The organism is Blastococcus sp. SYSU D00695 (assembly GCF_054050555.1).
On sequence record NZ_JBJGZP010000005.1, the window covers coordinates 37,283 to 50,316 of the forward strand.

General features: G+C 75.2%; 11 protein-coding genes. 5 read left to right on the forward strand and 6 right to left on the reverse strand.

What is annotated here, in order from left to right; all coding sequences use genetic code 11:
• Positions 1-79 precede the first annotated feature (79 nt).
• Positions 80-994, reverse strand: coding sequence for a heme o synthase (locus ACI781_RS04905; protein ID WP_456564951.1), 915 nt, complete (start codon positions 992-994; stop codon positions 80-82).
• A 322-nt stretch (positions 995-1,316) separates the two neighbouring features.
• On the opposite strand from ACI781_RS04905, the gene tkt reads away from it, so the two are divergent.
• From tkt to pgl, 5 genes are all read left to right on the forward strand, one after another.
• On the forward strand, positions 1,317-3,536 hold the full coding sequence (tkt, locus tag ACI781_RS04910; RefSeq protein WP_456564952.1) for a transketolase: 2,220 nt from the start codon (positions 1,317-1,319) through the stop codon (positions 3,534-3,536).
• A 30-nt stretch (positions 3,537-3,566) separates the two neighbouring features.
• Positions 3,567-4,673: a transaldolase gene (gene tal / locus ACI781_RS04915; RefSeq protein WP_456564953.1), complete on the forward strand. Its 1,107-nt coding sequence runs from the start codon at positions 3,567-3,569 to the stop codon at positions 4,671-4,673.
• Between the two features lie 92 nt (positions 4,674-4,765).
• Entirely contained in the window at positions 4,766-6,283 is a 1,518-nt protein-coding gene (zwf, locus tag ACI781_RS04920) for a glucose-6-phosphate dehydrogenase (RefSeq protein WP_456564954.1), read from the forward strand.
• Positions 6,284-6,317: 34 nt separating this feature from the next.
• On the forward strand, positions 6,318-7,505 hold the full coding sequence (locus tag ACI781_RS04925; RefSeq protein ID WP_456564955.1) for a glucose-6-phosphate dehydrogenase assembly protein OpcA: 1,188 nt from the start codon (positions 6,318-6,320) through the stop codon (positions 7,503-7,505).
• The gene (gene pgl, locus ACI781_RS04930) at positions 7,502-8,308 is read left to right on the forward strand and encodes a 6-phosphogluconolactonase (protein WP_456564956.1); all 807 of its coding nucleotides are present in this window, start codon (positions 7,502-7,504) and stop codon (positions 8,306-8,308) included. The genes ACI781_RS04925 and pgl overlap by 4 nt, the downstream gene beginning before the upstream one ends.
• A 53-nt stretch (positions 8,309-8,361) precedes the next feature.
• Here pgl and ACI781_RS04935 read toward each other — a convergent pair whose 3' ends face one another.
• From ACI781_RS04935 to ACI781_RS04955, 5 genes are all read right to left on the reverse strand, one after another.
• A complete protein-coding gene (locus ACI781_RS04935) occupies positions 8,362-8,703 on the reverse strand; it encodes an RNA polymerase-binding protein RbpA (RefSeq protein ID WP_456564957.1) in 342 nt (113 codons plus the stop codon).
• A 142-nt stretch (positions 8,704-8,845) separates the two neighbouring features.
• Positions 8,846-9,079 (reverse strand): preprotein translocase subunit SecG, encoded by a 234-nt coding sequence (gene secG, locus ACI781_RS04940; RefSeq protein ID WP_456564958.1) that lies wholly within the window; start codon positions 9,077-9,079, stop codon positions 8,846-8,848.
• 77 nt (positions 9,080-9,156) lie between these two features.
• Positions 9,157-10,971 carry an ABC transporter substrate-binding protein gene (locus ACI781_RS04945; RefSeq protein ID WP_456564959.1) on the reverse strand — a complete coding sequence of 605 codons (1,815 nt, stop codon included), beginning with the start codon at positions 10,969-10,971 and terminating at the stop codon, positions 9,157-9,159.
• Between the two features lie 34 nt (positions 10,972-11,005).
• Positions 11,006-11,830, reverse strand: a complete 825-nt coding sequence (gene tpiA / locus ACI781_RS04950; RefSeq protein WP_456564960.1) for a triose-phosphate isomerase — start codon at positions 11,828-11,830, stop codon at positions 11,006-11,008.
• The gene (locus ACI781_RS04955) at positions 11,830-13,032 is read right to left on the reverse strand and encodes a phosphoglycerate kinase (protein ID WP_456564961.1); all 1,203 of its coding nucleotides are present in this window, start codon (positions 13,030-13,032) and stop codon (positions 11,830-11,832) included. Before ACI781_RS04955 ends, tpiA begins: the two co-directional genes overlap by 1 nt.
• Positions 13,033-13,034 lie beyond the last annotated feature (2 nt).

Below are 13,034 nucleotides of genomic sequence, written 5' to 3' on the forward strand. Positions count from 1 at the left end.
TGAGGCGCGTTCCGGACCCCGGAATGCGCCCTGACCGCACACCGCTGCCGCACCCGGACGGGACGACGGGCGGCTCTGCTCAGACGAGGACGTCGATCGCGATCGCGATCGAGAGCAGGGTCATCTGGGTGATCGACACCGTGAACACCCGCATCGGGCGGTCGGGGACGGCGCCGCGGATCCGGTCGAGCCAGCGGTGGGACTCCACCACGTACCAGGCGCCCAGCACCCCGCCGCAGGTGGCGAAGGCCCAGTCGAGGACCGGGGTGATCGAGCCCATCAGCAGGGTCGCACCCAGGGTCGCCCAGGCCCACGCCACCGACTGGCGGGCGACGCTCTCCGGGCCGGCGACCACCGAGAGCATCGGGACGCCGGCCCGCGCGTAGTCCTCGCGGTAGCGGCTGGCCAGCGCCCAGAAGTGCGGCATCTGCCAGCAGAAGACGATCGCGAAGAAGACCAGCGCCGGCCAGTCCAGCGAGCCGGTCACCGCGGCCCAGCCGATGAGCACCGGCGCGGCCCCGGGGAAGGCGCCGAAGACCGTGTTGTGCCGGGTCCGGCGCTTGAGCACCATCGTGTAGACGACGGAGTAGGCGAGGATCGCGACCGCGGCCAGGGCGGTGGCCAGCGGGGTCGTCTCGACCCACAGGATCGTCAGCGAGGCGGCCGCCAGCACCAGGCCGAAGACCAGCGCCGCGCGCGCCGACACCGCCCCCGAGGGGATCGGCCGGCTCTGCGTGCGCGTCATCAGCCGGTCGATGTCGCGGTCGTACCAGCAGTTGAAGGTGTTCGCGGCGCCGGCGGCGAGCGTCCCGCCCACCATCGTGGCGACCACCAGCCGCCAGGAGGGCCAGCCACCGGCCGCCAGCATCATCGCCGGCAGCGTGGTCACCAGCAGCAGCTCGACCAGCTTCGGCTTGGTCAGCGCCACGTAGGCGCCGACGACCGAGGTGAGGCTGCGGGTGGAGACGGCCGGGCGCTCGGAGACGGCGGTCACCGGAGTGCCGCCCGCGGGAACGGGCTGCGGGACCCCACCGGCGACGGAGACTGCACGGGGAACCTTCCGGCCGGGAGTCGAACGGCCCCACTGTAGCCCGCGGGCGCCGGGTGACCCGGCACGCACGACTAGGGTCGGGCAGGTTGGTGCTGCGGGTGCAGCGGGTAGGGCCGGGTCGCGACGAGGGGGTCGACGACGGCGCGGTCGTCGGTCCGGCGTCGGGACCGGCCTGGCGGGTCGCCGCACCGCAGACCGCCGCCGCTCCGGACCCGGCACCCCGACCGGAGCGCTGGACCCGGCCGACCGAGGGAGCACCGCCACGATGACAGGCGACACGAAGAGCACCGCAGCCGAGGCCCCCGCCGAGGCTGCCACCGACACCCCGACCGGGGACCCGCGCCAGCCCCGGCCGACGCTGCCGGAGGGCTTCGGGGACCTGGACCGCCGTGCGATCGACACCGCGCGCGTGCTGGCCATGGACGCCGTCCAGAAGGTGGGCAACGGCCACCCGGGGACGGCGATGAGCATGGCTCCCTCCGCCTACCTGCTGTTCCACAAGTGGCTGCGGCACGACCCGTCGGACCCCAACTGGGTCGCCCGGGACCGCTTCGTCCTGTCGATGGGGCACTCCAGCCTGACGCTGTACGTGCAGCTGTTCCTCTCCGGCTACGGCCTCGAGGTCGAGGACCTGCAGGCGCTGCGCACCTGGGGGTCGAAGACGCCGGGCCACCCCGAGGTCAACCACACCCCCGGCGTCGAGACCACGACCGGCCCGCTGGGCCAGGGCGTCGGCAACGCCGTCGGCATGGCCATGGCCGCCCGCCGCGAGCGCGGCCTGCTCGACCCCGACACCCCCGAGGGCCAGAGCCTGTTCGACCACACGATCTGGGCGTTCTGCTCCGACGGCGACCTCGAGGAGGGCGTGAGCGCCGAAGCGTCCTCGCTGGCCGGCACGCAGCAGCTGGGCAACCTCGTCCTCGTCTACGACGACAACAAGATCTCGATCGAGGACGACACGACCGTCGCCTTCACCGAGGACGTCGGGAAGCGCTACGAGGCCTACGGCTGGCACGTGCAGCACGTCGACGACGGCGAGGACCTGGTCGCGCTCGACGCGGCGTTGGCCGCCGCGAAGGCGGAGACCTCCCGGCCGTCGATCATCGTGCTGCGCACCATCATCGGCTGGCCCGCCCCGAACAAGCAGAACACCGGCGCGGCGCACGGCTCGGCGCTGGGCGAGGACGAGGTCCGCGCCACCAAGGAGGTCCTCGGGTTCGACCCGGCGAAGACCTTCGAGGTCGACCCGGAGGTGCTGGCCCACGCCCGCTCCGTGGTGGACGCCGGGAAGCGGGCGCACGCCGAGTGGCAGGAGCGCTTCGACGCCTGGGCGCAGGCGAACCCCGAGCGGGCCGAGCTGCTGGCCCGCATGCGCGAGCGCCGGCTGCCCGAGGGCTTCGGCGCCGACCTGCCGACCTACCCCGCCGACGAGAAGGGCGTGGCCACCCGCAAGGCCAGCGGCAAGGCCCTGGCCGCGCTCTACCCGGCGCTGCCGGAGCTGTGGGGCGGCTCGGCCGACCTGGCGGAGAGCAACAACACCGCCGTCGAGGGCGAGCCGTCGTTCCTGCCCGCCGACCGCCAGACGAAGATGTGGTCCGGCGGCCCCTACGGGCGCACCCTGCACTTCGGCGTCCGCGAGCACGCCATGGGCGCGATCATGAACGGGATCGCCCTGCACGGCGGCACCCGCGTCTACGGCGGCACGTTCCTCACGTTCTCCGACTACATGCGCGGCGCGGTCCGGCTGGCCGCGCTCATGCAGCTGCCGGTCGTCTACGTGTGGACCCACGACTCCATCGGTCTGGGCGAGGACGGCCCGACCCACCAGCCGATCGAGCACTTCGCCGCGCTGCGGGCCATCCCGGGCCTGGACGTCGTCCGCCCGGCCGACGCCAACGAGGTCTCGGTCGCCTGGCGCACGATCCTGGAGAACAACGACCGGCCGGCCGGGCTGCTGCTGTCCCGGCAGAACCTGCCGGTGTTCGACCGCGAGACGTTCGGCTCGGCCGAGGGCACCGCCCGCGGCGCCTACGTGCTGGCCGACGCCTCGAACGGCGCGCCCGAGGTCATCCTGCTCGGCACCGGCTCCGAGGTGCAGATCGCGGTCGCCGCGCGCGAGCAGCTGGAGGCCGACGGCGTCCCGACCCGGGTGGTCTCGGTGCCCTGCGTCGAGTGGTTCGCCGACCAGGAGCAGGCCTACAAGGACGAGGTCCTGCCGCCGTCGGTGCGGGCGCGCGTCAGCGTCGAGGCCGGCGTGCCCATGGGCTGGCGGGAGTTCGTCGGGGACGCCGGCCGGATCGTCGGGCTGACCCACTACGGCGCGAGCGCGGCCTACTCGGTCCTCTACGAGCAGTTCGGCCTCACGCACGAGGCGGTCGTCGCGGCCGCCCGCGAGAGCATCGCGGCCGCGGCCTCCGGGAACGCCGTCCCCGCCGGGCCGGTCGCCGCCACAGGCGGGCTCCCCCACCCCACCGGCGACCGCTGAGCGGCCGCACCTCATCCGGAAGGCACTGACATGGCCCAGAACGACAGACTGGCCGACCTCTCCTCCGCCGGGGTCGCGGTGTGGCTCGACGACCTGTCGCGCGACCGCATCCGCAGCGGCAACCTGCAGTCGCTGGTCGACGGGCACAGCGTCGTCGGCGTCACCACGAACCCGACGATCTTCGCCGCGGCGATCAGCGGCTCGGACTCCTACGACGACCAGCTGCACGCGCTCGCCGTCCGCAGCGTGAGCGTCGAGGAGGCGCTGCGGACCATCACCGCCGCCGACGTCCGCGACGCCTGCGACCTGCTGGCCCCGGTGGCGCAGCGGCAGCCCGGTGACGGCCGGGTGTCCCTGGAGGTGGCCCCCGGCCTGGCCCACGACACCGACGCCACCGCGGCCGAGGCCGCGCACCTGTGGTGGCTGGTCGACCGGCCGAACCTGTACATCAAGATCCCGGCGACGGTGGCGGGCCTGCCCGCGATCACCACGTCGATCGCCCGCGGGATCAGCGTCAACGTCACCCTCATCTTCAGCCTCGAGCGGTACCGGGCGGTCATGGACGCCTACCTCTCCGGGCTGGAGCAGCGGCTGGCCGAGGACCCCGACGCCGAGCTGTCGGGGATCGCGTCGGTCGCGTCGTTCTTCGTGTCCCGGGTGGACACCGAGATCGACAAGCGGCTGGACGCGGCCGGCGCCGACGCCTCGCTGAAGAGCCGGGCGGGGGTGGCCAACGCGCAGCTGGCCTACCAGGCCTACGAGGAGGTCTTCTCCTCCGACCGCTGGCGGGCCCTGGAGGCGAAGGGGGCCCGGCCGCAGCGGCCCCTGTGGGCCTCCACCGGGGTCAAGAACCCCGAGCTGCCCGACACCCTCTACATCAGCGAGCTCATCGCCCCCGGCACCGTGAACACGATGCCGGAGAAGACGCTCATGGCCTACGCCGACCACGGCTCCCCGGGCACGCCCGTGCAGAAGGCCTACGACGACGCCGCGGCGGTCATGCAGTCCGTGCGCGACGCCGGCGTGGACCTCGACGACGTGTTCCGGGTCCTCGAGGAGGAGGGGGTCGCGAAGTTCGTCGACTCCTGGGACGAGCTCACCGCCTCGGTGGAGAGCGAGCTCCGCGACAAGAAGTAGGAGGGGGCCCCGACTCCCCCAGCCGCCGCCCCGGCCGCCGTCCGGTCCCCCGCAGGGACCGGACGGCGGCCCTGCGACCCGAGGACGGACAGATGATCGTCAACCCGTTGCGCGACCCCCGGGACCGGCGGCTGCCCCGGGTCCCCGACCCGTGCGCGCTGGTGGTCTTCGGCATCACCGGAGACCTGGCCCGCAAGAAGCTGCTGCCCGCCGTCTACGACCTGGCCAACCGGGGGCTGCTGCCCACCAACTTCGCGCTGCTGGGCTTCGCCCGCCGCGACTGGGGCGACCAGGACTTCGCCGAGCTGGCCCGCGACGCCGCCCGCAAGGCGGCGCGGACGCCGTGGCGGGAGGACGTCTGGGAGCGACTGGCCGGCAGCGTCCGCTTCGTGCAGGGCTCCTTCGACGACGACAACGCCTTCGACGAGCTCGCCGGGGCGCTCGCCGACCTCGAGAGCAGCCACGGCATCGGCGGCAACGCGGCCTTCTACCTCTCCATCCCGCCGGCGATGTTCCCGGTCGTGCTCAAGCAGATGCAGCGCACCGGCATGGCCGAGAGCACCCCGGACCGCTGGCGCCGGGTCGTGGTGGAGAAGCCCTTCGGCACCGACCTGGCCTCCAGCCGCGAGCTCAACGAGCTGGTCGACTCGGTCTTCAGCGCCGGCGACGTGTTCCGCATCGACCACTACCTGGGCAAGGAGACCGTCCAGAACCTGATGGCGCTGCGGTTCGCCAACACCCTCTTCGAGCCGGTCTGGAACGGCCACCACGTCGACTCGGTGCAGATCACCATGGCCGAGGACGTCGGCATCGGCGGGCGGGCGGGCTTCTACGAGAAGACCGGCGCGGCCCGCGACGTGCTGCAGAACCACCTGCTGCAGCTGCTGGCCCTCACCGCGATGGAGGAGCCCGTCGAGTTCTCCGCCGAGGAGATCCGCACCGAGAAGCTCAAGGTGCTCCGGGCGATCTCGCTGCCCGAGGACCTGCCCACCGCCGCGATCCGCGGCCAGTACCAGCAGGGCTGGCTGGCCGGTCAGCGGGCGCGCGGCTACCGCCAGGAGGAGGGCGTCGACGCCAGGTCGACGACCGAGACCTACGCCGCCGTGCGCCTGGGCGTGGAGACCCGCCGCTGGGCCGGGGTCCCGTTCTACCTGCGCACCGGCAAGCGGCTGCCCCGCCGGGTCACCGAGATCGCCCTGGTCTTCAAGCGTGCGCCGCACCTGCCCTTCGCCGACACCGACACCGAGGAGCTGGGCAACAACCAGCTCGTCGTCCGCGTGCAGCCGGACGAGGGGGTCACCCTCAAGTTCGGGTCGAAGGTGCCGGGGAGCGTGATGGAGGTCCGCGACGTCTCGATGGACTTCCTCTACGGCGAGCAGTTCACCGAGGCGAGCCCGGAGGCCTACGAGCGCCTGCTGCTGGACGTGCTGCTCGGTGACGCCACGCTGTTCCCCCGCAACGCCGAGGTCGAGGCCTCCTGGGCGGTGATCGACCCGCTGGAGGAGTTCTGGGCCGACTCGACGCCGCACCCCTACCGCGCCGGCGAGTGGGGCCCGCGCGCCGCCGACGAGATGCTGGCCGCCGAGGGCCGCCGGTGGCGGCGACCGTGACCGCCCCCCTCCCGACCCGACCCGAGGAGACCGCATGACCACCCTCTGGGACACCACCGGCTCGGCCGTCGTCAAGGAACTGGCCGCGCAGCGCCGCACCGGCGGGGCGGTGGTCTCGGGCGTCGCGCTGACGCTCGTCGTCGTCGCCGACGAGAGCCGCGTCGCCGAGGCCGAGGAGGCGGCCACGGCCGCCGCCGAGCAGCACCCCTGCCGCATCCTCGTGGTGGTCCGCCGCCAGATCGAGGCGCCGGTCCCCCGGCTGGACGCCGAGGTGCTCATCGGTGGGCGCCTCGGCCCGGGCGAGGCCGTCGTGATGCGCATGTACGGCCGGCTGGCCCTGCACGCGGAGTCGGTCGTCCTGCCCCTGCTGGCCGCCGACGCCCCGGTCGTCGCCTGGTGGCACGCCCCGGCACCGGAGCGGCTGCAGACCGACGCGCTGGCCGTCATCGCCGACCGGCGGATCACCGACAGCGCGATCGCCGAGGACCACCTCACCGCGCTGCGGACGCGCGCCCAGGACTACGCCCCCGGTGACACCGACCTGGCGTGGACCCGCTCCACGGCCTGGCGCGCGGTGCTGGCCTCCACGCTCGACGCCGTGTCCGGACGGCGCGGGGACGCGGTGCGGGTGCAGAGCGGCCGCGTCGAGGGCGAGCCGGGCAATGCCTCGGCCCAGCTGCTGGCCGGCTGGCTGTCCTCCCGCTGCGGCTGCGACATCGAGGTCGTCGAGGGCCCGCGGCGCCCCGGGCCCAGCGGCGTCGACGCCGTCGTGCTGCAGCTGGACCAGGACGAGGAGGTCGCCGTCCACGCCGACCGTCGAGGTGGCGCCGTCCTCACCCAGCCCTACCGGCCCGACGCGACCGTCCCGCTGCCCGACCGGCCGCTGGGCGACCTGCTCGGCGAGGAGCTGCGCCGGCTCGACCCCGACGAGCCCTACGCGGAGGCCCTGGAGACGGCCACCGGGGTCACCGGTCTGTCGTCGCGTTCCCCGGTGCGCGAGCACGAGTGGTTCGACCCGGCCGAGGCGGACGGCGACCTCGACGGCAACGGCAACGGCAACGGCAACGGCAACGGCAACGGCGGGCGCGGCGGTCCCGGCGGCGCGGCCGACGGGCCGCCGGCACCGACCGTGCCCGGCGACTCGGAGGGCACCGACGACGTCGCCCTGAACGGCGAGCGCGAGCCGGGCGAGCGCACCGACCCGACGGCGCCGGTCGCATGAGCCTCTCCCCCGGCGACCGCATCGCCGCCGCCCTGGCTGGCGGCGAGCGCCCGGTGCCCGACGTCGTCGTCGAGCCCGACGCCGAGACCCTGGCCCGGGCGGTGGCCGCGGCGCTGGTCGCCCGGCTGGCCGCGGCGCAGGCCGTGCACGGCACCGCCTCCGTCGTCCTCACCGGCGGCGGCATCGGGACGGCGGTGCTGCGCCAGGTGGCCGCGCTGGCCGAGGAGCCGGCGCGCGAGCGGGTCGACTGGGCCGCCGTGGACGTGTGGTGGGGCGACGAGCGCTTCGTGCCGACCGCGGACGCGGAGCGCAACGAGCTCGGCGCGCGCGACGCCCTGCTCGACCCCGTCGGGGTGCCGGACGCCCGGGTGCACCCGATGCCGGCGGCCGACGCTGGCTTCGACACCCCGGAGGAGGCCGCCGCCTGGTACGCGGCGGAGCTGGCCTCCGCCGCCGGGGACGGGCAGCTGCCGCGCTTCGACCTGCTGCTGCTCGGGATGGGCCCCGAGGGTCACGTCGCGTCGATCTTCCCGGACTCGCCCGCGGTCCGCGACGAGCGGCCGGTCGTGGCGGTGCACGACTGCCCCAAGCCGCCCCCGACGAGGATCAGCCTGGGGCTGTCGGCGATCGGCGCGGCCGAGGAGGTCTGGCTGCTCGTCTCCGGCGCGGGCAAGGCCGAGGCGGTCGCCCGCGCGCTGGGCGGGGCGACGCCGGCGGAGGTGCCGGCCGCGGGCGTGCACGGGCGCCGGGCGACGCGCTGGCTGCTCGACGCCGACGCGGCGTCCCGGCTGCCGCGGGCCTGAGGCCGGGCGACCGGGAGGCCCGGGACCGGCGCGGCCGGCCCCGGGCGGGCGGATCAGGCGCCGCGGCGTGCCCGCAGCTTGGCCAGCGCCTCCTCGAGGAGGGCGTCGCCGTCGGCGTCGGTCCGCCGCTCGCGGACGTACGCCAGGTGCGTCTTGTACGGCTCGGTGCGCGGCGCCGGCGGCGGCGCCGCCTGGTCCTGACCGGCCGGCAGCCCGCAGCGGGGGCAGTCCCACAGCTCGGGCACCTCGGCGTCGGAGGCGAAGGCCACCCGCGTCTCGTGCTCCTGGGCGCACCAGAAGACCACCCGGCGGCGGGGCGCGGTCTCGCCGCGCTCGGCCTCACCCATCGGTCCCGCGCCGACCCGCGTGCCACGGATCGCGTTCCCACCAGCCATGAGCGCCCCCTGGACTCAGCCCGCACAGCGGCGCCCGACGCGCCGCCGACGGGAGTCTAGGGCCTGTCCGAGACGTTCCAGGTCACGTTTTGCGCGCGAGCACGGCCCGGTGCCGGAACCCGCGCCGGACCGGGGGCCGCCGTCAGACCTTGAGCAGGATCCCCAGGGCCACGACGCACACGGCCCAGATCAGCCCCGTGAACACGGTGAGCCGGTTGAGGTTCTTCTCGACCACCGACGAGCCGGACAGCGAGGCCGACGCCGCACCGCCGAACATCGAGGAGAGGCCGCCGCCCTTGCCGCGGTGCAGCAGGATCAGCACCACGAGGAGCACGCTGGTGAGGACCAGCAGCACGTTGAGGACGAACTCGACCATGGACCCAGGGTAGCCGAGCGGGCCCGCCGCCCCGCTGCGCGACCCGAGCGGGCCGGCCGCGGCCGCACCCGGCGCGGTCAGCGGACGCCGGCGGTGGCCAGGTCGTAGCTGCTGTAGGGCTCCATCACGACGCCGTTGCGCAGCCGCTGGCCGGCCAGCAGCTGCACCTGCGTCTCCGCGAGCGGGACGTAGGCGCCGGTCGCGCCGGCCGCGGTGGCCACCTCGCGCCAGGCGTCCCGGGCGGCGGCCGGGTCGGGGGCCGCCGCGACCGCCGCGTCGACCAGCCCGCTGATCGCCGGGTCGGCGAGGCGCGCGTAGTTGGTGTTGCCCACGCGGCTGACCGAGCGCCCGTCCACCAGCGGCACCAGGAACGCCGACGGGGTCGGCACCACGGCGGTCCAGGTGGCCAGGACCATGCCGAAGCCGTTGGCGGCGACGTTGTCGGGGTCGCCGACGTCGCGGGCGTAGAAGCCCCCGGCCTCCAGCGGGCGGACCTCGACGGTGATGCCGACCTCGGCGAACTGGTCGGCCAGAGCCTGCGCCACCGCGACGCTGGCCGGGGCGTCCGGGACGGCGAGGACGGTGCTGAACCCGTCGGGCGTGCCGCAGGCGGTCAGCGCCTCGCGGGCCGCGCCCGGGTCGGCGGCCGGATCGGCCTCCTCGGGCCCGCCGGCTACGCCGGCCGGCCACAGCCGGGACGTGCGCACCGCGTCCGCGCTGCCGCCGAGGGCGTCCAGGGCGTCCAGCACCCCGCCGCGGTCGACGGCCGCCGCGACCGCGGCGCGGCAGTTCGGGTCGTTCATCGGCGCCACGTCGGTGGGCAGGGCCAGCAGCCGGACGGCACCGGTCGGCACCTCGTCGACGCGGTCGGTGAGCGGCACCTCGCCCCCGGCCCCGTCGGCCAGCCGGTTCTCGGTGGCCATCTGGATGCCGGTCGCGGCGATGTCGACGTCGGCGGAGCCGGCCAGCAGCGCCTGGTCACGGTCCAGCGAGGCCAGGCCGGTGCGGACGACGACCTGGTCGGGCAGCGCGGTCCGGACGTCGTCGGTCGCCGGGTCCCACTGCGGGTTGCGGTCGAGCACGATGCCGGTCTGCGCGTCGACCGTGGTGATCGCGTACGGCCCGGAGCTGACCGGGTCGGCCCCGTACGCGGCGCCGGTGTCGGCGGCGACCGGGACCGGGCTGCTGGAGGGCAGCGCCAGCACGAAGGGGAAGTCCGGCGTCGGCGTCCGCAGCCGGAAGACGACGGTGACGTCGTCGGGTGTCTCGATGGCCGGCAGGCCGAGCTTGTCCGCGGCCTCGTCCTGGTACGGGCCCGGGTAGGGGTTGGCCGGGTCGTCCAGCAGCTCCACGATCCGGTTCGGACCGCCGACGACGACGTCGGAGGCGAAGGACCGCTCGATGCCGTACTTCACGTCGCGCGAGGTGATCGGCTCGCCGGTCTCGAACCGGGTGCCCCCGCGGAGGGTGAACGTCCAGGTCAGGCCGTTGTCCGGGGTCTGACCGAGGTCGGTGGCCAGGTCGGGGACGAGGGTGTCGGTCTCCCCCGGCTCGGTGGAGTAGGTGACCAGCGTCCGGGTGTAGAGCCGCATGAGGTTCCACACGCCGGGCGAGTAGGACCGCTGCGGGTCGAGGTTGTCGACGTCGCCGGCGACGACCCGGAGGGTGCCGCCGTCGGCGTCCGACGGCGACCGGACACCGGTCAGGCCGGCGTCCGGTCCGTCACCGAGGACGGGGACGCCGGCCTCCGCGTCGCCGCCCGCGCCGCAGCGGACGACCACCGCGAGCACCAGGGCGGCGACGACGACGAGACCGAGGACCCGGCCGAGGGTGCCGCGCAGCCAGGACGGGCGCCGTCGCGCCGCCCGCTCCAGCGTGCTGCTGATCCCCACGTCCCCCGCTCCCCGCCGCCCCGGCGGGCAGCGGTCAGCTGCCGTCGGCGGCGACCCGACAGATCTGCGCGAACTCGTCGGCGTCCAGGCTGGCCCCGCCGACGAGGGCACCGTCGACGTCCGGCCCGGCCAGGATCCCGGCCGTGTTCGCGGCCTTCACCGACCCGCCGTAGAGGATACGGACGCTCGCGCCCGTCTCCGGGCCGAAACGCTCGGCGAGCCGGGACCGGAGTGCGCCGCACACCTCCTGCGCGTCCTCGGGGGTGGCCACCTCGCCGGTGCCGATCGCCCACACCGGCTCGTAGGCGATCACCAGCGCCTGGACCTGCTCGGCGGTCAGCCCCTCCAGGGCGGCGTCGAGCTGTCCGGTGCAGTGCGCCACGTGCGTGCCGGCGCGGCGGACCTCGAGCCCCTCCCCCACGCACAGGATCGGCACCAGGCCGTGCCGCTGCGCGGCCCGGACCTTGCCGGCGACGACCGCGTCGTCCTCGCCGTGCAGCGCGCGCCGCTCCGAGTGCCCGACCACCACGTAGGTGCAGGCGAGCGCGGCCAGCATCGCGCCGCTGACCTCACCGGTGTAGGCGCCGGAGTCGTGCAGGGACAGGTCCTGCGCGCCGTAGCCGATCTCCAGCTTGTCGCCGGCGACCAGCGTCTGCACGCTGCGCAGCGCGGTGAACGGCGGCACGACGACGACCTCGGCGGCCCGCAGCTGCGGCTCCTTGAGGGAGAACACCAGCTTCTGCACCAGGCCGATGGCGTCCAGGTGCGTCATGTGCATCTTCCAGTTGCCGGCGATGAGGGGCCGCCGCCCCTGAGCGGCCTGCCCCTCCCGCGGCGCGGGGGCCGGGGTGCGGGCCATCAGGCGGCCCCGTCCGCGAGCACGGCGAGGCCGGGCAGCTCGCGGCCCTCCAGGTACTCCAGCGACGCGCCGCCGCCGGTGCTGATGTGCCCGTAGGCCGACTCGTCGAGTCCCAGCACGCGCACCGCGGCGGCCGAGTCGCCGCCACCGACGACCGAGAGCCCGGCCACTGCGGCGACGGCCTCGGCCACGCCCCGGGTGCCGGCCTGGAACGGCGCCAGCTCGAACACGCCCATCGGGCCGTTCCAGAAGACGGTGCGCGCATCGCCGAGCTCGCGCCCGAAGGCCTCGACGGTGCGCGGGCCGACGTCCAGGCCCATGCGGTCGTCGGGGATCGCGTCGACCGGGACCACCGAGGTCTCGGCGTCCGCGCTGAAGGCGGAGGCCGCGACGACGTCGACGGGCAGGACGATGCGGTCGCCCGCCTCGGCCAGCAGCCGGCGGCAGGTGTCGACCTGGTCGGCCTCCAGCAGCGAGGTCCCGACCCCGTGGCCCTGCGCGGCCAGGAAGGTGAAGCACATCCCGCCGCCCACCAGCAGCCGGTCGACCTTGGGCAGCAGCGCCTCGATGACGGCCAGCTTGTCGCTGACCTTGGACCCGCCGAGCACGACGACGTAGGGCCGCTGCGGGTCGGTGGTGAGCCGGGTCAGGACGTCGAGCTCGGTGGCGACCAGCCGGCCGGCCACGTGCGGCAGCCGCAGCGCCACGTCGTAGACCGACGCGTGCCTGCGGTGCACCGCGCCGAACGCGTCGTCGACGTAGACGTCGGCGAGGGCGGCCAGCCGGTCGGCCAGCTCCCCGCGCGCGGCGTCGTCCTTCGACGTCTCGGCCGCCTCGAAGCGGACGTTCTCCAGCAGCAGGACGTCGCCGTCGCCGAGGGCCGCGGCCTTCGCGGCGGCGTCCTCGCCGGCCACGTCGGCGGCCAGCGGCACCGGCGCGCCGAGCAGCTCACCGAGCCGGGCGGCCACCGGCGCCAGCGAGAACTGCGGGTCCGGTGCGCCCTGGGGGCGGCCCAGGTGCGCGGCGACGACGACGCGGGCGCCGCCGTCGCGCAGCGCCTGCAGGGTCGGCAGGCTGGCCCGGATCCGGCCGTCGTCGGTGATGGCGCGGGTCTGCTTGTCCAGCGGGACGTTCAGGTCGGCGCGCACGAGCACGCGCCGACCCGAGATCCCCTCGGCCAGCAGGTCGTCGAGGGAGCGCATCC

Excerpts from the sequence above, each read along its gene's own strand:
- tal (WP_456564953.1), top strand. The coding sequence starts at position 3,567 with ATGGCCCAGAACGACAGACTGGCCGACCTCTCCTCCGCCGGGGTCGCG.
- zwf (WP_456564954.1), top strand. The coding sequence starts at position 4,766 with ATGATCGTCAACCCGTTGCGCGACCCCCGGGACCGGCGGCTGCCCCGG.
- ACI781_RS04925 (WP_456564955.1), top strand. The coding sequence starts at position 6,318 with ATGACCACCCTCTGGGACACCACCGGCTCGGCCGTCGTCAAGGAACTG.
- tpiA (WP_456564960.1), bottom strand. The coding sequence starts at position 11,830 with ATGGCCCGCACCCCGGCCCCCGCGCCGCGGGAGGGGCAGGCCGCTCAG.
- pgl (WP_456564956.1), top strand. The coding sequence starts at position 7,502 with ATGAGCCTCTCCCCCGGCGACCGCATCGCCGCCGCCCTGGCTGGCGGC.
- ACI781_RS04935 (WP_456564957.1), bottom strand. The coding sequence starts at position 8,703 with ATGGCTGGTGGGAACGCGATCCGTGGCACGCGGGTCGGCGCGGGACCG.
- ACI781_RS04955 (WP_456564961.1), bottom strand. The coding sequence starts at position 13,032 with ATGCGCTCCCTCGACGACCTGCTGGCCGAGGGGATCTCGGGTCGGCGC.
- secG (WP_456564958.1), bottom strand. The coding sequence starts at position 9,079 with ATGGTCGAGTTCGTCCTCAACGTGCTGCTGGTCCTCACCAGCGTGCTC.
- tkt (WP_456564952.1), top strand. The coding sequence starts at position 1,317 with ATGACAGGCGACACGAAGAGCACCGCAGCCGAGGCCCCCGCCGAGGCT.